At 37.6% G+C, this 24,777-nt stretch carries 21 protein-coding genes and 1 tRNA gene; 6 read left to right on the forward strand and 16 right to left on the reverse strand.

Going from position 1 to position 24,777, the window contains the following annotated elements:
- Positions 1 to 17: 17 nt before the first annotated feature.
- From FGD67_RS02790 to yiaY, 5 genes are all read right to left on the reverse strand, one after another.
- Complete coding sequence (locus FGD67_RS02790; RefSeq protein WP_257173596.1) at positions 18 to 1,487, reverse strand: carbon-nitrogen hydrolase family protein; 1,470 nt, start codon at positions 1,485 to 1,487, stop codon at positions 18 to 20.
- A 251-nt stretch (positions 1,488 to 1,738) separates the two neighbouring features.
- Positions 1,739 to 4,129, reverse strand: coding sequence for an RND family transporter (locus tag FGD67_RS02795; protein ID WP_257173597.1), 2,391 nt, complete (start codon positions 4,127 to 4,129; stop codon positions 1,739 to 1,741).
- A 2-nt stretch (positions 4,130 to 4,131) separates the two neighbouring features.
- Positions 4,132 to 5,019 (reverse strand): VacJ family lipoprotein, encoded by an 888-nt coding sequence (locus tag FGD67_RS02800; protein WP_257173598.1) that lies wholly within the window; start codon positions 5,017 to 5,019, stop codon positions 4,132 to 4,134.
- A gap of 448 nt (positions 5,020 to 5,467) precedes the next feature.
- Positions 5,468 to 6,811 (reverse strand): DEAD/DEAH box helicase, encoded by a 1,344-nt coding sequence (locus FGD67_RS02805; RefSeq protein ID WP_257173599.1) that lies wholly within the window; start codon positions 6,809 to 6,811, stop codon positions 5,468 to 5,470.
- Positions 6,812 to 7,070: 259 nt separating this feature from the next.
- Positions 7,071 to 8,219 carry an L-threonine dehydrogenase gene (yiaY, locus tag FGD67_RS02810; protein WP_257175054.1) on the reverse strand — a complete coding sequence of 383 codons (1,149 nt, stop codon included), beginning with the start codon at positions 8,217 to 8,219 and terminating at the stop codon, positions 7,071 to 7,073.
- 228 nt (positions 8,220 to 8,447) lie between these two features.
- On the opposite strand from yiaY, the gene FGD67_RS02815 reads away from it, so the two are divergent.
- Positions 8,448 to 10,571 (forward strand): S9 family peptidase, encoded by a 2,124-nt coding sequence (locus FGD67_RS02815; RefSeq protein WP_257173600.1) that lies wholly within the window; start codon positions 8,448 to 8,450, stop codon positions 10,569 to 10,571.
- A 178-nt stretch (positions 10,572 to 10,749) separates the two neighbouring features.
- Here FGD67_RS02815 and FGD67_RS02820 read toward each other — a convergent pair whose 3' ends face one another.
- Positions 10,750 to 12,405 carry a B12-binding domain-containing radical SAM protein gene (locus tag FGD67_RS02820; RefSeq protein ID WP_257173601.1) on the reverse strand — a complete coding sequence of 552 codons (1,656 nt, stop codon included), beginning with the start codon at positions 12,403 to 12,405 and terminating at the stop codon, positions 10,750 to 10,752.
- 321 nt (positions 12,406 to 12,726) lie between these two features.
- Here FGD67_RS02820 and FGD67_RS02825 point away from each other — a divergent pair, with 321 nt between their 5' ends.
- Both FGD67_RS02825 and FGD67_RS02830 read left to right on the forward strand, forming a co-directional pair.
- Positions 12,727 to 12,969, forward strand: coding sequence for a hypothetical protein (locus tag FGD67_RS02825; RefSeq protein WP_257173602.1), 243 nt, complete (start codon positions 12,727 to 12,729; stop codon positions 12,967 to 12,969).
- 35 nt (positions 12,970 to 13,004) lie between these two features.
- Entirely contained in the window at positions 13,005 to 13,256 is a 252-nt protein-coding gene (locus FGD67_RS02830) for a hypothetical protein (protein ID WP_257173603.1), read from the forward strand.
- 28 nt (positions 13,257 to 13,284) lie between these two features.
- Here the strand turns inward: FGD67_RS02830 and FGD67_RS02835 are convergent, their stop codons facing one another.
- From FGD67_RS02835 to FGD67_RS02865, 7 genes are all read right to left on the reverse strand, one after another.
- On the reverse strand, positions 13,285 to 13,905 hold the full coding sequence (locus FGD67_RS02835; RefSeq protein ID WP_257173604.1) for a hypothetical protein: 621 nt from the start codon (positions 13,903 to 13,905) through the stop codon (positions 13,285 to 13,287).
- Positions 13,906 to 14,160: 255 nt separating this feature from the next.
- Positions 14,161 to 14,496, reverse strand: coding sequence for a zinc ribbon domain-containing protein YjdM (locus FGD67_RS02840; protein WP_257173605.1), 336 nt, complete (start codon positions 14,494 to 14,496; stop codon positions 14,161 to 14,163).
- 147 nt (positions 14,497 to 14,643) lie between these two features.
- Complete coding sequence (locus FGD67_RS02845) at positions 14,644 to 15,147, reverse strand: tRNA-uridine aminocarboxypropyltransferase (RefSeq protein WP_257173606.1); 504 nt, start codon at positions 15,145 to 15,147, stop codon at positions 14,644 to 14,646.
- Between the two features lie 9 nt (positions 15,148 to 15,156).
- On the reverse strand, positions 15,157 to 16,122 hold the full coding sequence (locus FGD67_RS02850) for a DUF1186 domain-containing protein (RefSeq protein WP_257173607.1): 966 nt from the start codon (positions 16,120 to 16,122) through the stop codon (positions 15,157 to 15,159).
- A 386-nt stretch (positions 16,123 to 16,508) separates the two neighbouring features.
- Positions 16,509 to 17,801, reverse strand: coding sequence for an AAA family ATPase (locus tag FGD67_RS02855; protein WP_257173608.1), 1,293 nt, complete (start codon positions 17,799 to 17,801; stop codon positions 16,509 to 16,511).
- A gap of 299 nt (positions 17,802 to 18,100) precedes the next feature.
- Positions 18,101 to 19,126 (reverse strand): AAA family ATPase, encoded by a 1,026-nt coding sequence (locus FGD67_RS02860; protein WP_257173609.1) that lies wholly within the window; start codon positions 19,124 to 19,126, stop codon positions 18,101 to 18,103.
- A gap of 438 nt (positions 19,127 to 19,564) precedes the next feature.
- Positions 19,565 to 19,655 (reverse strand) — tRNA-Ser (locus tag FGD67_RS02865).
- A gap of 263 nt (positions 19,656 to 19,918) precedes the next feature.
- Here FGD67_RS02865 and FGD67_RS02870 point away from each other — a divergent pair.
- Complete coding sequence (locus FGD67_RS02870) at positions 19,919 to 20,965, forward strand: MATE family efflux transporter (RefSeq protein ID WP_257173610.1); 1,047 nt, start codon at positions 19,919 to 19,921, stop codon at positions 20,963 to 20,965.
- A complete protein-coding gene (locus FGD67_RS02875) occupies positions 20,889 to 21,380 on the forward strand; it encodes an MATE family efflux transporter (RefSeq protein ID WP_257175055.1) in 492 nt (163 codons plus the stop codon). Before FGD67_RS02870 ends, FGD67_RS02875 begins: the two co-directional genes overlap by 77 nt.
- A gap of 113 nt (positions 21,381 to 21,493) precedes the next feature.
- On the opposite strand, the gene FGD67_RS02880 is transcribed toward FGD67_RS02875, so the two are convergent.
- Entirely contained in the window at positions 21,494 to 22,030 is a 537-nt protein-coding gene (locus FGD67_RS02880; RefSeq protein WP_257173611.1) for a hypothetical protein, read from the reverse strand.
- An 81-nt stretch (positions 22,031 to 22,111) separates the two neighbouring features.
- Entirely contained in the window at positions 22,112 to 22,756 is a 645-nt protein-coding gene (locus FGD67_RS02885) for a HupE/UreJ family protein (protein WP_257175056.1), read from the reverse strand.
- Between the two features lie 231 nt (positions 22,757 to 22,987).
- Here FGD67_RS02885 and FGD67_RS02890 point away from each other — a divergent pair, with 231 nt between their 5' ends.
- Positions 22,988 to 23,722: an ABC transporter permease gene (locus FGD67_RS02890; protein WP_257173612.1), complete on the forward strand. Its 735-nt coding sequence runs from the start codon at positions 22,988 to 22,990 to the stop codon at positions 23,720 to 23,722.
- A 35-nt stretch (positions 23,723 to 23,757) separates the two neighbouring features.
- Here FGD67_RS02890 and FGD67_RS02895 read toward each other — a convergent pair whose 3' ends face one another.
- A complete protein-coding gene (locus FGD67_RS02895; protein WP_257173613.1) occupies positions 23,758 to 24,687 on the reverse strand; it encodes a radical SAM protein in 930 nt (309 codons plus the stop codon).
- Between the last annotated feature and the right edge of the window lie 90 nt (positions 24,688 to 24,777).

Consider the following 24,777-nt stretch of genomic DNA (forward strand, 5'->3'; position numbering starts at 1 on the left):
CTTATCCCGAGCTGAGGTTAGTTAACCTCTAACGGTTCTTGTATGTCGAAAGGCATGAGTAATAAGTGAATATTATGTAAAGCCGCTATGTTTACTGTTTCAGCAATATTGGCATCGTCAGCGGTTAACATCGCAAGTTTGATAATACCTTGCTCTAAAGGTAGTGAAATAATATTTATCGTGTCTGTTAATTCAGTCCATTGATATCGTTGACAAAAATGCAACTGTTGCTGTCTGGCAACTATGCCCTGCTGGTTTATTAATACTGCCTGATGATTTCCGTTAAGCACTACACTGGTACAAACATACTGAAAAGGCCTAAGGACCGCACTGATTTGTTGAATAAGTTCATGACTCAAGCACTCTATATGTTTTAATTCATCTTGATTATCAGTGACAGTTTTATCGGCAATAAAAAATAGTTCAGGTAATTGAATGATATCACTGAGGTTGTTTTCAATATAATGACAAACATCTTCAATAGCTTGCTGGGTAGATTTATAAGTAGCGAAAATAGCGACATTAATAGTTTCTGGTACATTATCACTGTATTCGTGGTCTGTTATTGTTGGCTGTTTGGCTGTTATTTTTTCTATCTTGAATTCAGGACGTTGCTGTTGCTTAAACTCAGTACCATCAGGGCGAGCTTTATTGATAAGCCCTGCCGGTAACATCTCAATATCAGCAAAAGTATAGCCGGCTTTATTGTGCTCTATCTTTGCCAATAGCTTACCATCAGGCGCTATAATTTGGCTTTGCCCTACACCATATGCTTGCTCAGTAACACTGGTGTTTGAAATACTTAAAAGGGTTTCAGTTGTTTCGGCTAGTGCATCAGCACTCTTTTTGGGACGCAATGCACCTACTTTATTTGCACTGGCAATAAATACGTTATTTTCAACTGCATGAGTAATATCATGTAAGGTACTGGTATCTAAAGCAAACGAATGCTCTGAGTTGCATATGAGTTGCGCACCATTTATTGCCAATGCACGTGACGCTTGAAAAGTATAACTATCAGCGCCTGACATAAGCCCAAACTTGCCAAAGTCGCTAGAAATAACGCTTGCAGCTTGTTTTTCGCTAATAAAGAATTGCCTTTCTTGCTCTGTTAATTTTTGTTTATCGACTTGTTGAACAAGTTCGCCACTCGGTGAAAATAAGCATGAGGTGATACTAATATTTGATTGCACTGAAGCATCTTGCTGATCGCGGTTTAAGTCTCGGCGTAATGTTACATTAAGCACAATATAACAAGCATACTTTTTAGCTTGCTGTGCTATTTGATGTAAAAAGTCACTCTCTATCGCCAAAGCTTGTTGCCAGACTTGATTATGATCCGAGTAACAAGGCTGTGTATTACAAAACTCTGGCAGCACAACAATACCAGGGTTGCAAGCCGCGACTTCATCGATCATTCTCAGGCAAGTTGTTAGGTTTTCTGCAGTGTCGAATGAGGTGGCAAATTGAGCAACGGCGACTCGCATGATAGATATATTCCAGATAATTAATAGCAATTTACATGGTGTAATGGCTAAGCATTACACGTTATTGCGGGGATTATACCTAGATAAATCTATTTGTGAGCTTGTTTCCGCTAAGAAAATTAAAATTAATTAGCTTATTTTTTCTATTATCTACTTTGCTTATCAATGTTGCCAATATCAGTTATAGGTAGCGCATAAGCTTAACACTCTTAGTTTTTACCTACTGCGTTTATAACATAACCCTTAGTCGGTTATTTAACATCACTGCTTTTGAGGTGTTTTTTTAATAATACCGGTAATGTTGTTATATCGGTCAGCAAAGCAAAAATCATAGCAATACTGGTTAATAAACCAAACAACATACTCGGTACAAAATTAGAAAATACTAAGCTGCCAAAACCAATAACGATCACGGTGGTGGTATATATTAAGGCATAGCCTACCGATAAATTTGTACGCTTAACCCAAGCTTCAGCACTCTTTGGCTCGCGTTTCAGCTCAGCTAAATAGCGATGAATATAATGAATGGTATCATCCATAGAAATGCCCATAGCAACAGCAGCAATAGTAATGGTCATTAAATCTAACGGAATTGCGAATATACCTAATATTCCCATAATTACCGAGGTAGTAATTATATTGGGCACTAAGGCAATCCAGGCCACCTTAATTGATGAGAAAATAATCATTAAGGTTATTGCCATAGCGCCATAAACAATAAGAATTGTTAGTACTTGTGAGTCAACTAAACGAGACAACACATCTTGATAAAGAATAAATAAGCCTGTCAAAGTGTATTGCTGCGGTTTAATGCCGATGTTTGCCAGTTCTTGATGAATTTTTGCTAATAGATCAGCTCTATTAAGATCTTGAGTACTGTCTTGTACTCGCATAGAAATTCTTATTTGTTGTTGTTTTTCTGAAAAATAAGCACCAAATAACGCTTGCTGTAATTCTGTATCTAAACTTTTATAAAGCGCAGTTAATTCATATTCTGTCAGCGGTTTTGCGTTCACCACTTGAGCAATTTTAGTAAAATCAGCAATTGAGGTAATAGCGCCAATGGCTTGTTGTTTTGCTAACATGTTTTGAATGGCTGTTATCGTTTGTACGGTACTTGCCGAGATCACTAAGCCGGACTTTATTTGCTCATCAGGGATATCCAATAACAAATCAAATGGTGTTGAACCGCCAAATTCTTGGTCAATAAAAGTTAATTCTTTTCTAACGTCGGTAGCTTCACTAAAGTAATTTAAAAAGCTATTTTCAGCGGTTAATTTTAAACATCCCAGTACGCCAACAACCGTTAGCAGTAATGAAATAAATATAATACTTTTAGGTTGAGCTTTAACAAAACTTGCCGTTGCACTCATGCCATTTTCAATTTGCTGATGCTGTTTGACAAAGGCTTGCTTACTAAATATCGCAAGTAGCAAGGCAGGGAAAAAAACTAAGCTGACAGTAAAGCTAACCAGCATAGCAACAACCATCATCCAACCGAAGCTAATAACAGGCTGAACACCACTAAATATCAACGAGCCAAAACCGATAGTGGTGGTTAATCCGGCATAAAAGCACGGCTTTATTTTTTCTTTGATGGTTGATAATACCAGCTGTTGATGTGACCAACTTGTGTGTTTGAGGACTAATTCTTGATAATGCACAATAAGGTGAATGATCATGGCAAGTGATAAAATAATTTGTAGTGCAAAAACGTTGGCAGAAATAACCGTGACTTTAAAATCAAGTGCGGCTAATAAACCTACGGTCATCACAACGCTGGTGGCACAACAAACAATTGGCAATAGCACCCAGCTTACTTGCCGAAATAAAAACCATAACAGGAGAATGATCACGATAAATATCAGTGAGCCAAAAAGTACTAAATCGCTCTGAATTATTTGAATGAGTTCATAAGACAGTAAATTGTTACCGCCTAAATAAAAGCCCCCTACTTTTTTAAACGGCACTAAGATCGCCCTAATTTCTTCGATTTCAGTAATGCGTGTTTGTTCCAATTGTTTATTAAGTTTTTGTTGTTGCTGTTTTAATTGTTCAAGTGACTTTAGTTCTTGCTCCGTGAGATCTCGGCTTAATAAGTGCTGTTTTATGGCAATAATATCGTCGTTAATGGCTTCAATGTTAGCTTGTGAATTAAAAACCACCTGAAGTGAAAGTGCGGTTTGTGCCTTGTTAATCAGTAAACCTTCATACAACGGATGCTTTTTTAAGCTCAGCGATAAAGTTTGTTCATCAAATTTTTGTTTTTCCCAAGTTAAGTTTGCCACATCAGCAGAAACGCTATCCGCGGCAGTAAAAATAGGCATATTAGCAATACTTTTGACTTGCTTTACTCGAGATAACTGTTCAATTTTTTTGCCAATGTCGACCAATGTATTAAGATTTGAGGTAGAAAATAATGGGCTGTTATTAGGTTTAAAGGCAATTAAAATAAACTCTTCTGAGCCATAACGCTGATCAGCAAGCTGGCTTAAAATATAATGTTTATTGTTATCAACCAATAATGTATCTGCAGATGCATCTATTTCAAAATATTTGGCTTGCCAAGCTAATACACTCGTCAGCGCGACAAAAATAAAACAGATAATATAAGGCCATAGGGTTGAATTTTTATTAAGCATAATTAATCCACACTAGCAGAGGTTGTTGATTGTTTTTGTTTTTCAGTTTTAAATATCTCGTTTCTACGTGCTTGGCCGTCACGTTGTAAATTTTGCATATATAAATTACGCACAAACTCATATCGGTTTTCAACATCGGATAATACCCGTGGATATTGTGCCAAAATAGGAATTTGTGCCTGTACACCATCGGCTAATAATAACTGAGCTGCTACCGTATCATCATTGATATAATTTAGTGGATGAGCGAAATAGTTAAAAGTTAATGATGCTGTATCACGTAAATCAGAAGGGCCTAGTAGCGGTAATACAAGATAAGTACCGTGTCCAACACCATAGGATGCTAAAGTGTCACCAAAAGTGGTTTTATCACGTGTCAATTCCATTAAACCACTTGCAGGGTCAAACAAACCGAGGAGCCCAATGGTTGAATTGATAACAACACGAATAAGACTTTTCCCAGACTTTGAAACCTCCCCCTGTAATAAGTGATTCACGGCATAAAGTGGTTCACGTAAATTATAAAAGAAATTGCTTATGCTGTTATTCACCGGCTCAGGTACCACTTTTTCATAACCCGTGGCTAATGGGCTTAAAATGTTGCGATAAATCGTATCGTTAAAGTTAAAAATGGGCTCATTAATAAAACGCAATGAATCTGTCGGAGCTTGATAACTCACGACACTAGGAATATTTTGCTCTGCGGCAATTTCATAAGGGCCTTTTACAGCTTGTTCACTATTGACCGGCTTTTCCTTTGTTTCTGCTTGAATAGCTGAAGATGAACAGCCTGTGACTATCAAGAGCCACAAGGCTAACATGGCATAACATAATGAATTTTTACTGAATATTGCTAACTGCTGACCTAGATTAATTGTTATTTTTGTCATTATTAACTCCCAAAACCTTGTAATACTTCCCCGTACTCAGCCATTAAAAAATGTAGCATTTATATAAAAATATATGCAAATAGCTAAAACTTAATATATCTCTTAAATGTTTAACATTACAATATGCTACAAGCATAGCCTATAGCAATTTTATTGAGCATTATTTAAGTGTAACGGCATAGGTAATGCCAATTTTATTAAAATAGTTTTTTACAGAGCCGTGATTTTAAGACTATAACTTGGTGAATAATTGATAATCATTATGTTGTGAAAATGAAATGAGAGATAAAAAAACCGTAACGTGTGAGGTTACGGTTATTGACTTGTCGAAATAACTTACCGAGACAACTCCTCACTGATATTGGATACTTAAACGCTAATTTTAAAAGTTCTCAGTATATTTTGTGGGCCAAATAGACAATTGTTAGGGTTTGTTGGACAGCGAATATTAATCGTCAGGGCTATTTAACCAGATATCGGCATTTATTTGGGGTTGCTTCTTTTTACGTTTTTTCTTGCCGGTACCTTCAGGTGCCGCCATAGGTTTTAGCATCGCCTTGTCTTCAGCTAATAATGCTGCAATAGCATCTTCATCAACTTCAAAACCTTCTACGTGTTCTCGGTCTAGCCAAATTTTGTGCTTTTTTTCGATAACGCTAAAGTGGTGATAATCTTCATGATCGATAAGTGATATTGCTAAGCCTACTTCTCCAGCACGGCCACTGCGACCAATACGGTGCATGTAGTCGGACGGACTTCTAGGCAAATCAAAATTTATCACCACAGGTAATTTTTCAATATCAAGACCACGAGCAGCAATATCTGTGGCAATTAATACTTCAATTTCGCCATTTTTAAAGCCATCAAGCACACGACTACGAGCACCCTGACCTTTGTCACCATGAAATACTTCTGCGCTTATGCCGCGTTTAGCCAGTTTCTCAGCTAAGTGATCACAGCTGTTTTTAGCATTAACAAATATTAGTGCTTGTCGCCATGAATGTTGGATGATCAAATGAGCTAATACCGCAGTTTTCTCGCCCTTATTGACGGTAAAAACTCGCTGCACTAAGGTACTTGCTTCGCTACTTTGTAACTGTATTTCAATTGGGTTATTAAGCAACTCTTGCGTTAAAGCTTTTACTTGCTCAGGAAAGGTAGCAGAAAATAACAAGGTTTGCTTACGCTTTGGCAATAACGCTAATAAGGCCGAAAGCTCTTCGGTGAAGCCTAAACTTAACATTCTGTCAGCTTCATCCAGCACTAAGGTTTGTACTTTATCGAGCTTAATGGCATTACTAGAAATTAAATCCAATAATCGACCTGGCGTAGCTACCAAAATATCAGTACCACCGCGTAAGGCTAACATTTGGGTATTAGCTGATACACCACCAAAAACGGCTACAGTTTTTATCTCTCCGTTAAAATGGGCCGCATACGATTTAATACTATCGGCAACCTGTTTTGCTAACTCTCTCGTTGGCACGAGTATTAAGCCTGCAACATAGTTACCTTTATCGGTACAAGGTTTTACTTTGCTTTTATTTTTTGCTTCACTCAAGTGATGTAATAGCGGTAAAGCAAAAGTTGCGGTTTTACCTGAGCCAGTATTGGCTCCCGCAATCAAATCACGCCCGGCTAACACACTCGGGATTGCTTGTGCTTGAATAGGCGTTGGCTGTTGATATTCCAATTCAGATAAGCGAGCTAATAGTGGTGGAATAAGGCCTAGTGTTGCAAAGCTAGATGAGGTAGTTATTGTTGGTGTGTCAGTATTGATAGCAGGCGTCATTAATATAAAGGGCTCAAAACAAAAATAATTACCGCTATTTTAGCGTATTTATGACGCTATAAGTTAGTAAAAATCTATTTTGCTAACATAATATTGTTTAAGTTCTTGCCCTGCCAGTCGTTTAACATGGCAGTAATAATGCTCATCAACAAAGTAAGAGGTTGTTAAATGATAAAATCCAGTGACTTACACAACTGGATTTTATCTAGGTGAAATAACCAAATGAGCATTTACTTATCGTTTGGTTTTATGCTATTTATTACATAGCCGAGCGGAATATTTGACATATTTCTTCGTGGCTTGCTTGTTTAGGGTTAGTTAAACTGCAAACATCTTTTAGTGCGTTGTCAGCTAACAAGGAGATATCGCTGGCCTTAACGCCGAGTATTTCTAATCCGGTTGGAATACCCACTTGGCTTGCCAAATCTTCAATAGCACTAATGGCAGCATTGGCCCCTTGCTCAGCTGTCATGGCTGTTACATCAACCCCCATACTATTCGCAATATCTTTTAAACGCTCCGAGCATACTTGCGCGTTATAACGCTGAACATGGGGCAATAATACTGCATTACAAACACCATGTGGTAAGTCGTAAAAACCACCTAACTGATGGGCCATGGCATGAACATAACCTAATGAGGCATTGTTAAATGCCATACCGGCCATAAATTGCGCATAAGCCATTTGCTCTCTGGCAACAATATTTCCACCATCTGCAACCGCAGTAGGTAAATTAGCTTGGATAAGCTCAACCGCTTTTAATGCCACAGCATCAGTGATCGGTGTAGCAGCAGTAGAAACATAGGCTTCAACAGCATGGGTTAACGCATCCATACCGGTTGCTGCTGTCAACGTTGCTGGCATACCAACCATAAGTGAAGGATCGTTAACTGATAATACCGGCGTGGTATTTTTATCCACAATGGCCATTTTTACATGACGCTCTTCATCGGTAATAATGGCAAAGCGTGTCATTTCTGATGCAGTGCCGGCTGTGGTATTAATGGCAATTAACGGCAGTTGAGGTTTTTTAGATTGATCAACGCCTTCATAATCGGCTATTTCGCCACCATTACTCGCCACTAATGCAATGCCTTTAGCACAATCATGTGGAGAGCCACCACCTAAAGAAACAACAAAATCACAATCGTGTTGCTTAAGTACCGCTAAGCCATCATTAACATTACTCACGGTTGGGTTTGGCTGCGCTCGGTCAAATACAATGCTCGCGATTTGCTGTTGATCTAATAAATCAGTAAAGCTTTTAACCACGCCTATTTTATTCAAAACATGGTCGCTAACAATTAATCCCTTTTTAAACCCTTGTTCTTTTATATAGTTAATGGCCTCAGCTAAGCTACCACTACCCATAACGTTTAAAGATGGCATATAAAATGTTGAACTCATCATACTCTCCTTTAAGTTGGCTTTAATCTGCTTACACTTTTGTAGCATGTTGTAGAGCCGAACAGTTTGATCTAAAACATGGCTTATTCATTCAGCTATAATCCTTGCTATTGTGCTTACTTTGGTAAGTTTTGAAACAATTAACTAACGTAAATGCTCAAAGCCCGATAAACTTGCTCGGCAAAATTTATATTTTACAAAACTTCATTATTTTAATAGGAGCACTTAGTGCCAACATCTTTACCCACGTCAAATAACACTATTACCGCACCCATAGCCGAAAAAATTCCACATGAAATGGTCATACATCAACACCAACGTGTAGACAATTATTATTGGATGCGTGATGACCAACGTAATGATGAAAAGGTAATTGCCCACCTTAATGAGGAAAATAGCTATGCAGATGCCATGCTAGCTGAGCAGAAGCCTTTGCAAACATTACTGTTTAACGAGTTAAAAGCACGCATTGTAAAAGACGACAATACGGTTCCCGCTAAAGATGGTAAATACTGGTATCACAGCGAAATTAATGGCGATCAAGAGTTTTCTCGCTATTATCGCGCAACAAGTTTTGCCGGTGACAACAAAATGCTGCTGTTAGATGTTAATGAGCGAGCTAAAGGCCATGACTTTTATGATTTAGCCGATATCTCAATCAGCCCGAACGATGAAATTATGTCGATATCTGAAGACACGGATAGTCGTCGTATTTATAGTATTAGTTTTAAAAACTTAGCTAAAACAACAGCTAGAAAAAGCTCAATTGACACCGAAGATGAGTATTTAACCGATATTCTGCTTGAAACTGAAGGACAAGTTGTTTGGGCTAACGACAATAAGACCGTATTTTATGTTAAAAAAGATCTAGATACCCTGTTAGGCACGCAAGTTTATCGTCATAAATTAGGCACAGCACAAGCTGACGACGTATTGGTTTATCAAGAAGATGATCATAGCTTTTACATGAGCTTAGACAAAAGCCGAGATGAATCACAACTGTATATTTGTTTACATGCTACAGAATCGACACATTATTTAGTGTTAGATGCTGATCAACCTGATGGCGAGTTTATCGATCTATTTCCTTATCAAGAGCAACATGAATTTCATGCCGATAAAATGGGCGAGCATTATTACCTTGTTACTAATTATAAGGCGAAAAATTTTCGTTTAATGAAAGCAACTGCCAAGCAACTTGGCGATATTGATAGTTGGCAAGAAGTAATAGCCCATCGAAACAATGTGCTACTTGAAGGTATCGAACTATTTAAGCGTTTTATTGTTATTACTGAGCGTGAGCATGGGCAAATTCGCTTTATTGTTCATACAACACATGGTGAAAATGCTGGTCAACAATACCCATTACTATTTGACGACCCTTGTTATTTCGCTTGCCTAGACGATAACCCCGAGCCAAACAGCACAATGGCGCGTTTATATTATTCAAGCTTAACCACACCAGGATCATTATTTGAATTTGACCTGGCAACGGGTCAACGAAAGTTACTTAAACAACAAAAAGTATTAGGGGCTTTTGATAAAGAACATTATCAGTCAGAACGCATATTTATTACTGCTCGCGATGGCATTGAAGTGCCTGTATCGTTAGTTTACCGCCAAGATAGCTTCAAAAAAGATGGCACTAACCCGCTATTACAATATGGCTATGGGGCTTACGGTATTACTATAGATCCTAATTTTTCCAGTGAAATTTTTAGCCTACTCGATCGAGGTTTTGTTTACGTTATTGCCCATGTACGTGGCTCAGAAATGCTTGGCCGCCAATGGTACGAAAACGGTAAAATGGCAAATAAGCAAAATAGTTTTAATGACTTTATTGATGTGACTAAAGCCCTTATTGAACAAGGTTACGGCGCTAAGGATAAAATTTTTGCTTCTGGCGGTAGCGCTGGTGGCTTATTAATGGGCGCAGTCGTTAATCAAGCACCTGAACTTTATCTCGGTGTGGGTGTACATGTGCCCTTTTTGGATGTTTTAACCACCATGCTTGATGAAAGCATACCGTTAACTACCAATGAATATGACGAATGGGGTAACCCGAACGAGCCACACGCTTATCAAAATATATTAGCATATTCGCCATACGATAATATTAGCGCACAGCCCTATCCTAATATTTTAGTTACCACGGGGTTACATGACTCACAAGTACAGTACTTTGAACCGATGAAATGGGTCGCAAAAATGCGAGAATTTAAAACCGATGATAATTTATTACTGTTTAAAACCGATATGGATGCTGGCCATGGTGGTGCCTCAGGGCGCTTTAAAAGCCTGAACGACAAAGCCCTAGAAATGAGCTTTTTTATCTCGCTACTTTCAGCGTAAACCATTACATTACTGCTAGTTTTTTAGCTTGCTAGCTGTTTAGTTTAAGTTTAGTTTGGTTTAAGTTTAAGTTTAGTACAATATTATAAGCCGATAGTGTCAACCATCGGCTTATTTTTATTAAACGCGTAAGCTATTTGTACAGTAACTGCGGTATCTGATAAGGCTGTTAATGTATTTAGCTCATATGTTGCTGCTGGCGCTTTAACGATTTATTTTTAATGACTAACTGTGGTTGGTCGGTTGCATAAAGCTGCAAGCTACTAAACAGGCTTTTTAATTTCGCTGCCTGAAAATCTTGTTCTATAACTTCAATAACCTTTTGATGTTTATCTGGAAAAACAGCCTCAACTGCTTGCGAAAGTAACTCAAACAGCTTTTTCAGATTAAAATTATGAATTTGACCCGTTTTATTAAATATCCACTCAGTGATCGCCATAAAATCATCAAACGGCTCATCAGATAACATATACGGTAGTGCGTATTTAAAACGGCCAGAGTTACCGATCATATCCCAGTAGCGTGCAAAGCGATTGATACGTTGCATAGTAGCAAAGCTAACTCGGTCAGTACTTAAAATGTTAAACGGTGGTAACGGGTTAAAACGAAGGTCAAAGCTTTCTGTGTGGCGAATGATCGGGCTGCCCTTCAAGCGCTTTAATATCCCCATTTGAATTTCATGTGGTCGACAATGATAAAGTTGATTGAAGCTATCTTTAAAACTATCAAAGGTTTCACCGGGCAAACCAAAAATTAGATCAGCATGAATATGGGCGTGAGTATTATCTCTTAACCACAGTAAGTTTTCTTTTGACTTAGCATTGTTTTGTTTACGACTAATATTGGCTTGCACCTCAGTATTAAAAGTTTGTATGCCTATTTCGAACTGTAAACTGCCCTCAGGAAATTGTGCTAACAAGGCCTTTAATTTTCTAGGTAGGTGATCAGGTACCACTTCAAAGTGCAAATAAAGATCGTCTGTCATGCGGTCTAAGAAAAACTGCATGATTTCCATGGTGGTATTAATGTTTAAGTTAAAGGTTCTATCAATAAACTTAAAGTTACGTGCGCCACGGTTATACAGAATTTCCATTTGCTCAAGAAACAGCACTATTTCAAAAGGTACTGAGTTTTTATCTAATGATGATAAACAAAATTCACATTTAAATGGGCAACCGCGCGATGCTTCAACATACAGCAAACGGTTAGCTAAATCTTCATCGGTATAATATTGATATGGCGAGGCAAGATCTTTTAATTCAACCGGCTTTGAATTGAAAATTTTTCTCTCTAATGGTGCATCAGCGATAATATTTTTACACAATTGATAGAAACTAAGATCCGCCGGCCCGGTTAACACATAATCAGCACTGGCCACTATGGCTTGCTGCTCTGTTTCATAACTTACCTCTGGCCCGCCTAATACTATTTTAATTTCTGGTGCGATTACTTTTAACAAACTCACCACATCAGTAGTTTCAACAATGTTCCAAATATAAACCCCAAAGCCGACAATATCAGGCTTAGACGCTAAAATTTGTTCAACAATATCAATAGCACGGGTTTGAATAATAAATTCTTTGATTTCACAAAACGGCTGTAACTCTTGCATATTCGCGTATAGGTAACGCAAGCCAAAACTGGTATGAAAGTAACGAGCATTCAGTGTTGCGAGCACAATTTTAGGGGCAGATTTATCTATAATTTTCTGGTTATGCAAGTTCTTGTCAGCTGTTTTGTTGGGTGAATTATTGAGTACTTTGTTATCAGAATGACCTTCAGTAATATGAATTTGTCTAACTGCTAACTCTGGGGGATTTTGTTGCGCTGCCATGAGATGTCTTAAATGCCTTTAATACTATGGCGGCAATTATACGGTGATTAGCGGGATTTTTCAGTAACATTAATTCAGTAACATTAACTAAGTGACACGCCTAACGGAACTGTTTATTTATACAGTTAACCTGTGTTTTAGGACTTTATACAAAAATAGTAACTGTTTTTTGTTTGTAACGTGCTGCTGAACTACTGACAAGCAACTGAAATAAAATAAAAAACACTAAATTAACAAGCTATTTATTAATAACATTAACCTTATTAATAAAACTGTGTATATTTAAGACGTTATTAGTATTGTGGGATTTTTAGGGAAGAAATGAAAAACAAAAAGCCAACAATTATGGGAATGGCTGAATTTGAGCCATCAGCTAAGTGCCCTCGCTGTCGCTTAATTATGTATCTTGGGAACAAGTGCCCGCACTGTAGTTATCATTTAAACCAAACAGAGCAAACAGCTCAAAAAGTATTTTGGCAAAAATCTCGTAACAAAGGCTACATTAATGGCTTTATATTTTTTGTTTTTGCTTTATTCATCTTAACATTGTTATTTAGTATATAGTGTGACCAAGAAAACAATCAGGAAAAGGAAGCATTATGCAATTAATGATTAATAACCGTAAAGTTGAAAACCCACTAGCTGCTATTGCCATGGTTTTATTTGCTTTAACATTTGTTGGCGTCGTTATTTCCTTAATTTTGTTAGTGTTACTGCCACTAATTGGTATTTTTATTTCCTCCTTTGTGGCATTAGTTGTTGTGGTGGTATTGCCGATCATGCTTTGGTTTGTGTTACCTGTGCTGTTTATTACCATTATTGGTTGGTTTTTTGGGCATTTATTTAAGTAGCTTAACAATGTGTAATTAACGCATAGGCTTATAACTTGATACTTCTTTGTTGCTCAAGTTGCACAAGAAAAACGTCTTCACTTTCGTCGCCATTATTTCTGTCGAGTAAGCTTTGTCTTTGTGCGGTTAATTTTTCCAGATTTTCGTCAATCTTTTTAGTCAGCGCTAATTGTTGGTCTTTTCTGATCAAGCCTTTGTCTGCGTCATTATCGACTTCAGTTTGAGCAAGATTTAGAATTTCCATTCTTACTTCAACTCTTTTTATATCCAAAAAACTAATACCCAATCGATTATATAAAATAGCCGTGTTAACTTCGTCGCGATCAATTTTAACCTCAATCGGTACCGCCATAATTTTATCTATGGTGGCATTGTGATAATCATTGGGCGCTAACAGTTTATTTTCAAAATTAGTTTCATCAAGCTCTTTGCTGGCAGCAGTCTTTATTGACTCATAATGAGCTGCGACTTCTTCAGGTTTTATATTTGAAATATAACGAAGGTTTTTAATATCAGTCATAGCACTAGGCTTGGGTGCTGCGACATTATCAATGGCGGGCAGTGGTTGTTTTACTTGGTTAACACCGCTTGCGGTGTTGGTTTTGAACAACGCTTGCATATGGCTTTGATTATTAATTGAAATAGACATAACGATGATATTTCCTTATACGTTTGCTTTTATTTGCAGCGAACATACCTGCAAACATCATGCATGTAGACAGCAAAATTTGCGCCAACAAAAAGTTAACTATAAAAGGCCATATAACTATAAATAATTGTAAATCATTAGCTTAAAAAGGTATTTTTAATAACCTCAGCGGCAACTCTTTGGGGTTACTCGGTCATTTTTGCCATTGCTAGGTCAAAAGTTGCCGAGCGTATTCGATATAAATGTACTTCGTTTTTAGGCTTTTTTAACAAACTTGGCTGTTACCATCATTTCGCCAGCACCGTCGACTTTACAATCAAGCTGATGATCTTTCTTATCAAACACCCGCCTGATCAGCGCTTTAGTACCAATTTTTATAACTTGCGAACTGGCTTTAATTTTTAAATCTTTAATAACGGTAACTTTATCGCCTTCACACAGTAAAGCGCCATTAGCGTCTTTAACAGCAATAATGCTATTTTCTGCAACTTCTTTAGGATCCCATTCAAATGCACACTCAGGACAAATAAGTAATTGTTGCTCTTGATATACGTATTCACTTTGACAGTTTGGACAAGCAGGATAAGACATTGTTTATTTCTTTTCGGTTAATGATGAACGATTCATTGTTGTAACGAGTTTATTTTAAGTTTCTGTTTGTAAAATTTTTTATAAATAGATTTCATGAGAAAAACAAGCAAGCGCAAAACATTTATACTCTGAAGTTAGTGATTAAAGTTAGCGATTAAAATCAGCGAATTTTATCGCCAAGTTAGCCGCTACTTCATATTCCCCCTTTAATTTTAGCACTTCAATTATGCATTCAATGGTACACAATCCGCCTTCTGGCTGGTTAGCTCTTAGCTTATAAGATGAGCTATTTTCAGTTTTTACCGTAAATTGAGCAGCTTGTTTTAAATAAGGGCTTTGATTAAAAATCTTTTGAGCTTCTTGCCATGTGCTGTCAATAATAATGATATTATCGTAAGTATCAAGACTCATCGAATCGGCTATTGTGTGCTCAGGTAATGGCTCAACCGATGATATTATCGCGCTAGATTTGGTGTTTGAATACAATAATATCGCGGCATTATTCGCTATTAAACGAGTCAGCAGTGCTGGCGGATTTAGCCGTTGCCAAAGTATACGTTCAACAATTTCACCCGCATGTTGCAGTGCAATAGCGCCGGTATTGGTTACTCGGCGCAATTCACGTTCATGAGTTAGCAGAAAAATTTTCATTGTTTGCTGTTAATGCAAACAACACTTCTTATATTTTTTACCACTGCCACACGGACAAGGATCATTTCTGCCAGCAGCTGATAACGAGCTAACCGGCACACTGTTGTCTATAATCGTTTGTTCATCGTATAAAATAGAAGACAATAAACCACCGTCTTCCATCAACGAATCAAATACATCATGATTTTCATTCTCAAGCTGTTCGTCGGTTAAATCATCATCAGCCCAAGACTGCAATGTATCAACAACTTTGAACTCGGTTTGAATTGTACCAAATTCAATCAACTTGTATGTTTCAGTACTGGCCCATGCTTTAATTTCATCATGACTAAAGCGATTTTCATCAAATAAACTGTTATCACCAACACCTTTATCGCATAGCGCAATAAATTGAGCTTTAAAATCATCAAGTTGATAAGTAATACAAGCATCCGCTAATGCACTAAGTAAAAAACAATTGCTGATACCCGGTAAAGCTAAAAATGCCGATAACCATCGATTAATATGTGCTGTTAACTGAACTTTAGTAATCACCCCAACCTCGTATTGAGCAAATACCGCTTCAATAGCCGATGCTTTGCAATACATAGCTTGATGACCATCAACAATATAATCAGACAAAGCTTGAGTATTACCATCAGCAACATTATAAAACACGCTTGGGGTTAACTCGGTAAGTGCATCGCCAAATACCGCCTCAATGGGGGTTAAAAAGGTGTCACTGCGCGAAAATAGCTGCAAACATTTTGCCAAGGCTGGCGCATATTTTAATTCGGCTAATAATAAAGTACCGAAAAATAAAACGCCCTGTTGCTCTTCAGTTAATGATGTATCATCCGCGATAAATTGATCTATTAGCCGTTCTAATTCTGGGTAAAATACTGGCCAATGTGTTTTAGCCGCTTCAAGGGCTTCTATCGGTAGCTCATTGTCGTTTGAATTACCCAGTGCCAGTAAAATTTCTGCTAGATTCATGTAAATTCCGCGTTAAATCATTAATTATAAGAGGCAAATGCCAAAGGTTATATATTAACGTCTTCCTGTTAGCGTTACCATTTAAAGCAGAGAATTAGCGTGAAAAAACGCACTTGGTTACTGTTATAAGTTTAATCATGTGATGGTGAGTAAAGCTTTACCGTCATTAGGCGCATTTTTCGTATGGCCCTTTGTGTAAGAGTTATTTTCTTTAATATATGGAAGAACATGAGCTATTCGTCTAGACTTTATCCTCGCTCAAATAATCGCTTTACGTGCCTCCTCAAAACTAAAAGTCCACTAATGCGACTACAGTTTTGTTAGCAACCGACAGATAAAGAAAAACCAGCTTCTGAAAGCAAAAGCTGGCTTAACAAGATGTTAAACTATAGCGCCAGATCCAATGACTCGATTGCAGCTACAATTGTATGAACAGAGTTTCTGTCAAACTCTGCTCGATCTACTTCTTCATGAGTACCTTTGTTCAGATACCGCCATTCGCGAGAATCACCATTAACACCTAATAACTGATCTATGGGTGATAAAACATTATGTTTATTGGGATCAGTGAAGTCACCTTTGTTAATCTTAGTTTTAAGTTGATCTGTTAACTGACGCAACTCAATTGGCGCATTTGCGGTACGTAATTTGATACTTAAATTGCCATCTCCATGCTTACTGACATATCGCCATACTTTTCCTTTAGTTAATAATTCTAACGCTTGGCGAGATTTACCCAATGCAAATCGTATTTCATTTTTACGAATATGTTCTAATGCTCCTTCTATATAGTTTCGTGGGGCGCAATTGAAATCAACTTGTATATGCGGCTCATCAATACGAGGTAAAAACGCCAACCGCTGGCTACTTCTGGCTTGCTCTACTGATAACATGTTTTGGATATCTTTAAAGAGTTCCTCTCCATGACATGTCAAGATAATCTGCTTTCCATCAAAGTAATCATCTTCAAATAGAGTGCGCCTGATGGACTCTCGGTGGTCATCATCAATAGCATTAACCGGGTCATCAAAGATAAGAAGAGGGCAACCTTCTTTTATGTTTTTCGCCAATAGTATTGCCAAACCAATGCAACGAATATGCCCTTCACTTAATACATGGAGAGCATCAAAATACTTTTCAGGCTCGTTTTGATAAGAAATTTTTAGCTTCTGGTTTTGTGCTAGCGGTAGCTGAATTGATGCCAATAACTCTGTTGGCGCATCGTTACGGTTGAATGCATTATATAATTTAACAACTTCATCACCTAAGTTTTCGACTAGCAGTGCAGGCAGCTTCTTACGATAGGTATTAAGTAAAGCTACAAACTGCTGGTAGGACTCTCTGATTTCAATATTCTGCTCCACAATAGGCTTTTCCTGCTCGACTTCACCGATGAGTGATTTATTTTCTTCGTCAAATTCACTAATTAGCTTTTGAGCACCTTCAATTGCTTTGATTGCTGCACTCTTCGAAGCAGCTAGCTTTTGAGCGTCATTTAAAAAAACTTTTAATCGGTTTAATTCTAGTTGCTGAGCTTTCTTATTCTGTTCAATTTGAACACTTTCAGTATCCTGTTTTTCTAGGGAGTTTACTTGTGTATCAATATGCTGAATGGCTGATGTGCCATCACCTAACACAACATTCAAACTATTCCACCATGTCACATTTAATTGAGACATATCAGCTAGCTTGAATGGTGCTAACTTGTTATCAATGGAATAAAAATTTAAGCAAGTGGATAATATCTGATGCAATTCTTGAAGCTTTTGAAGCACTGTTTGCTCAAGTTGTTTTATTTTAGTTTGCAATTCAGCTAAGTGTTGAAGTTTGACTAGCTCCTCTCCTGCATGAGTGAAAGGATTAACGGTTACTTCCGTTAATGGGGTTAAACATGCTGGGCATTTATCAGGACTAATTTGCTGAACTTGAGTTACCGATTCAAATAGCCGTTGGAAAGATACTTGTTGGCTTGCATTCGCTAATTCTTCTTTTTTTGTTTATGGTCATTTAGACTACTTGCTAACGTTTGTTTGATTAAGGCTAAGTTAGCAGCGGTTAGGTTACTTTTTTGCGGAGCAGGCTTTTGCAGCTCTGCTTCTAATAAAGGTATTTGCCCTTGCCTTTCCTCAGACCCATTAAGCTCAAACATCATTTTCAGTAAAGTACAGCCTTCTCTATAGCGTGTTGCTAGTGAAGTTTCTTCACCCTTCACCTGTTCAACAATGCCTTTATTAAGCTTTATTTGCTGTTCAGCGCCTTGGAGTTGAAGCCGTTTTTGAGAAAGCTTCTTTGCTTTGACACCTTCTACATCAATGTGTTTTCCATCCATTTCAGGAGAGAAGTTTTTAACAAACTCATTAAACGCATCAAGGCCAAATAGTGTTGATATTAGTTCTGACTGTTTGGCTGGAGCTTGTGCAGCAATACGCGAAAAGCTATCTATTCGATTTTTCTCAACAAAGCAAAATCGATAAAGAGCATCATTAGGTTTGATATTGACATCACTGCCTTGAGCATCAATTCCGATCAATTTGGGAGGTACGAATTTATTGGTATGGGCATTTTTCAAATAAGCTTCAACATCTCTAAAACGTTTACTTTCAGCTTCTGCCACAGAACCTAATAACGCATATTCCAATGCTTCACAGAAACTTGACTTACCTGTACCATTTGGCCCAAAGATAAGAACTAATATACTTTTTAGATCAAAAGTTTCTTCACGGCTAAATCCCCGAAATGAATCAACAGTCAATTCTTTGAGTAGAGTAAAAGATGCAACATCTGATGTTATATCTTCAAGATCAGTTGGGATATCCGCATCTAAATTAGCCCAATATTTTTGAGCAAGCTTTGCGACATTTTTAACCCTTTGTCCCTGATACGTACCTAGAGGAACAATTTTATCTAGGTTCTTTAGTACCAAGTTAGCGAATTTATGAACTGACTCACTAGATGGAGATGATAGTAAAGTTTGAAGAAAACGTTGATATTCAGACTGGATCATACCTTCCCTTATATTTGATAAATTGTCAGATTGCTCAGCAGAGCCTTAACCTAACGATAATGTCCTTTGTAAATCCTGTTATCAAAGTTATCAGTTTAAAAAACGTAAGTAAATCAACACGCGACCTAATGCTAATTACTTTGATTTTACACAATAAAAAGACCGTCAATCTTACGAATAAAGGGCTTCTCTTAATCTGGCGATGAGATAGAGCTTTAAACTCTTCTCGAAGGTTTAGCGCTACAAACCCTCGTAGCTTTATTTGCATTCAAATAGCAAAAAGGCGCTAACCTTTCGATTAGCGCCTTCTCTTAATTTGGCGATGAGATAGAGCTTTGAACTCTACGCGAAGGTCTAGCGCTACAAACCCATTACTAAAATAAACGTTCAGATAGCAAAAAGCCCGTCAATCTTGCGATTAACGGGCTTCTCTTAATGTGGCGGTGAGATAGAGATTTGAACTCTAGAAGGGCTACAAACCCTTGCCGGTTTTCAAGACCGGTGCTTTCGACCACTCAGCCATCTCACCTGAACTCTAAAGCATTGCTGCTTCAGAACGAGGCGAATATTAAATACCTGAGGCGCTTTTGTAAAGTGCTAATTGCGCTTATTTTGCATTTTATTTAATTTTTTGTGCCAAGTGCTGAATAATTCATCAAATATCAGATTTTAACTGCCCTTTCGATGTTTATTTGTTCATTTTTAAAACGTACGATTTGTAACAATCGTAACGATCCGTATTTATCACGGCAACTGGTATACTATGCTACTGCATATTTACTAGGAGGTGTTGTGCCAAAAACTAACCAATCTGTTGCTGATCGTAGTCTGCTGAGTTTAACTTGGCCTATTTTTATCGATTTATTTTTCATTTTCATGATCAATGTTACTGATGCTTGGTTTTTAAGTCGTATTTCTGATTCGGCTGCCGCATCTGTGGGTGCTGTTATGCCGATATTAGGTATTGCCTTCGCACTTTATAGTACATTGCATCAAGGTGGCAGTAGTGTTGCTTCGCAACGAATTGGCGCTGGTGATCATAAAAAGCTAGCCACTACCTATGGCGCTTTGTTTGTTATTCTTCTATTTGGCGGTATGTTCTTAACCGTAATGATGTTTTCATTTGCCCCTACTTTTGCACAGTGGATGGGGTTAAATGACAGTATGGCTGATATGGCTAGTATCTATTTAAAAACCATTGGTATGGGAACATGGATATTAGCCATTAGGTTCGCTGCCGCTGCCATTTTAACGTCGCAAGGTAAAACGCATTGGAACATGTGGTCAACGTTCGTTATGACCGTAGTAAATATTGTTTTTAACTATTTATTAATTGATGGCAAGTTTGGTTTTCCTGCTTTAGGTGTACAAGGTGTTGCTTATGCGTCAGTTATCGCGTGGGCGGTAAGCTTATGTTTCACCTTAGTGATTATTATCAGGCATTTAAAAATCAACGTTGCGCTTCCTAAAAGCTGGAGTTTATTTAAGAAAGACAGTGCGCCTATTTTAAAAATATCCATGCCGTCAGTGCTAGAGCCAATGTCGTGGCAATTAACGCAAATTTTAATGACTGTGATGATCGTCACTATGGGTGAGCTAGCATTAGCAACGCGCATTTATAGCTTTAACTTGCTTTTTACCGCTATTCTTTACGGTTTTGCCGTTAGTGCGGGTGTGCAAATAAAAGTGGCGCATTATATTGGCGCTAAACGTTTTGATGATGCGCACAAGCAGCTAATACTGGGGTTAAAACTTGGCGTTGTTGGCGCGATGTTTTTTTGTCTTCACTTTATTAGCTTTCTCAGATCAGCTATTTGCGCTATTTACCGAGAATGTTGATATTTGGGCGTTAGGTAAGTTAATACTGCTAGTGGCCATTATGGGCGAGTTTGGTAGAAGTTTTAATTTAATTGTTGGTTCGTCTTTACGTGCTTCAGGTGATGCGCGTTACGTGTCAATTGTTGGCTTTGTTTTAATGTGGTTTATTGCCCTGCCGTTAGCTTGGCTATTAGGGCTACATTATGCTTATGGCCTGGTAGGAATTTGGATAGCAACAAGTTTAGATGAATGTATACGCGGCATTATTGCTTTTAAACGTTGGAATAGCGGTAAATGGCGCAGCAAAGGCGTATATGCTGAAGAAGTACCAGTACATGATCCAAGCTTAAATGAGCGCGTTGATTGCCAGGAAGCTAATGATTGTCGTAATGTTTTTAACCAAGAACCTGAAAAACCAACAAATGATAAAAGCTAAAGCTATAGTTTGTCGCCATAATTTATCAACCTAGGCAAAGCTAATTAACCATCAGAATGAACAAAGCCGCTAAACATACTGTTAGCGGCTTTTTGTTGCTAGTATTTTGGCAATTAGCCTTTAATAAGGTAGTAACCTTTCGTTGTTAACGATACGGTTATTGGTTGCTGGCTGCGGTTTTTCCAATACCAACCATGCACGCCTTTGAAAGGTGTGGTTAATGAACCTTTCATGTTGTTTGAAGTTGTAATGGAGTAACTTTCAAAATAGCCTGTGGTGTCGCCTTCTGGCTCGCCGTGAAAATCAAAATAAAGCACTTCGCCATCGGTTTTCCACTCATATTCTAAATGAGCATATTTTTCCATATAGAATTTATATTCTAAGCCCTTATCTGCGGGGATCACAATATCAATACTGTCGTTACGTAATACATGAATTTGCTGACCGTGATCAACCACTAAGCTTGGCGACTTTTCAGAGGCTTGAGCAATAGCCGTTAAGCCTAGCGCTTTGCCAATACCTGTTGGGTCAATGTTATATTCTGCCGGTAAAATACAGGTAATAAGTAAAACAATAGCAACAATAATTGCCATCATGCCTGCTTTGGTTAACGTGCGTGTGCTATGTACAGGAACTTTAAATTCATTCATTTTCTATCCAAATTTACTTCATATGTTGGGGCAAGTTTTAGTTTTGCCGAATTTATCAGAATTATTTTACTTATTGCTGCGCTAAGTGATTAAGTAGCCAGTAAGCTGTAGGCCTATTAGCATAAAACCGGCACTCATTAATGCGGTATTTGTTAGCGTTGCAAAGTGTAAATAGCTTTTATGCCTGCGCCAAAAACTTAATATTATTAACACTATGGCTAGCGCTATAAACTGGCCTAGTTCAACACCTATATTGAATGAAATAATGTTACTGACTAAACCATTACTCGGTAATTGAAACTCTTGTATTTTAGTGGCTAAGCCAAAGCCGTGGAACAAACCGAAAACAATCACGGCAATTTTTGTATTGGGTTGGTAGTGAAATACGCGCTGAAAGCCACCTAAGTTATCAAAACCTTTATAAACCACTGACAGGCCAATGATAGCGTCGATGATATAAGGGTTAATGTTAATATGGCTAAGTACGCCAAAGAGTAAAGTTAAGCTGTGTCCAAGGGTAAATAAGCTTACATAAAGCAAAATATCTCGGCCGCGAAACAGAAAAAATATCACACCAACAAGAAACAATAAGTGATCATAGCCTGTTAGCATATGTTTAGCACCAATATACATAAATGGTATGATGGCAACACCTTGATTTGCTTCTAAAAATTGTCGAGTTACTTCATCTACACCATGTGCCGATACCGATAAGGAACTCATCATAGCGATAAGCGGCAATAGCCAAGGCAGTATGTTTTTAACGATTTTGTACACGCATGTGTCCTTATTTGAAATAGCAAATTATCAAGGCTGTTCAGCCAACGTTTATACACTATGCTTGGCTGTAATGGGAATATAATTACCTTTTTTAGCAAAAGTGATGCGCGAAGCTCTATCTCCTGTCATAAAAATAATAAATAATAGTTTACCCTTATCTAATTATTACTTTTGCTGATGAATGACACACTGCAAGTGATCAGTTTACTTGATCTTTCTATTGCTTTTATCCCGGTGCTGATCGCGATTATTTTTTTGTATCTATGGTCATTAGATGTAAAACAAGCCAGTTATGCCCTTTCGCGTATGCTAGTGCAGTTATTGCTGATAGGTTATGTGCTGAGCTATATTTTTTATTCTGATAATGCTGGGCTAATTGTCGCTATTTTATTTGCGATGGTGACTATTTCATGTTGGATAGCATTACGAACATTAAATGAATACCGCATGTTGTTATTCAAACAGGGATTTGTTGCCATTTTATGTGGTGGTGGCTTTACTTTAGTTGTGATCAGCCAAGGAGCATTATCAATAACGCCTTGGTATCAACCGCAAGTAATTATTCCATTGGCGGGGATGATATTTGCTACAGCGATGAACAGTATCAGTTTAAGTGCTGAGCGAATGTTTTCTGAAATTGACAATAAAACCCCGTATTCATTAGCCCGAAAACATGCGCTAAATGCAGCAACTATTCCGGTTATAAATTCTTTATTTGCTGTTGGTTTAGTGTCAATTCCTGGCATGATGACAGGGCAAATTTTATCTGGTGTTTCACCATTAATTGCGGCCAGATATCAAATAATTGTAATGTGTATGATATTTGGCTCTGCAATATTGTCTACGGTGATTTTCTTATTGTTATCTAAGCCTAAAATACAGCAAATTATCACTACAAAAAGTAACGCGTAATCGTTTTTATTATGTACTGACAGCGTCACTAATTTCTACAAACCCCTTTGCCACTCTTGTCTGAGCGGAATTGCTTGCGGTTGAGTAATTGCCATATTTACTTTATCGAGTAAGGCTTGCTTGTCTTTACCTAAAATACCTTTTAGCACCAAGTAATTAGATGCGTGATCAGAGCGGAAAATGGTTTTATCTAAGGTTAAAGTCGTTAATAAGGTTGCCATTTCTTGAAATAATTCTTGTTGATTTAACTGTCTGAAACGGCCGTTAAAATTTTTGGCAAAACGCTCTTCACCTAAGGGAAAAGATACCACTAAAGTGGATAAAAAATCAGGCTGCGCAGCATTCATTAATTTGGCTGAATTTATCGCATGTTGTTGCAAAAGTTCGGGGCCACCCAGACCGTTTAAAATCATTACCGATGATTTAATACCGGCTTGTTTTATTTTAGTCAGTGCGGCTAAAGAGCTGTCAAAACTCTCACCCTTTTCAATTAACGTTAGCACTTCATCGTCGCCACTTTCACAACCGATATACATGAGTGTTAAGCCTAAAGATTTCAACTCAGCTAATTGTTCAACCGTTTTGTTACCTAAATTACGTGGTAAACAATAACTCGATACACGGGTTACTTGAGGTAAATGCTTTTTGATCAATAAAAGAATATCTTTTAAGCGCTTAAAGGGTAGCATCATTGCATCACCATCAGCCAAAAATACCCTGCCCACTGGCAACTTAGATGCCACTATGGTTAATAATTCTTGCTCAATAATCTCGGGCTTCTTGGGTTTAAATTTTTTATTGTCGTTGGTATACATGTCACAGAAGGTGCATTGATTCCACGAACAACCGTTAGTCACTTGTAATATTAAGCTTTTCCACTCACTGGGCGGGCGAAATACAGGTTCGATATAATTTAATGGGTACACGGAAAGTCTCGACAACAAAGTAGCAATATTTAACGACATATTATATTTATGACACTAAATTTAGCTACACAAATTACAAAAAAACCGATAACACAGCTAGCATGTTATCGGTTTAAGTAAGCTTATATC

Source organism: Colwellia sp. M166, assembly GCF_024585285.1.
Classification (GTDB): Bacteria; Pseudomonadota; Gammaproteobacteria; order Enterobacterales; family Alteromonadaceae; genus Cognaticolwellia.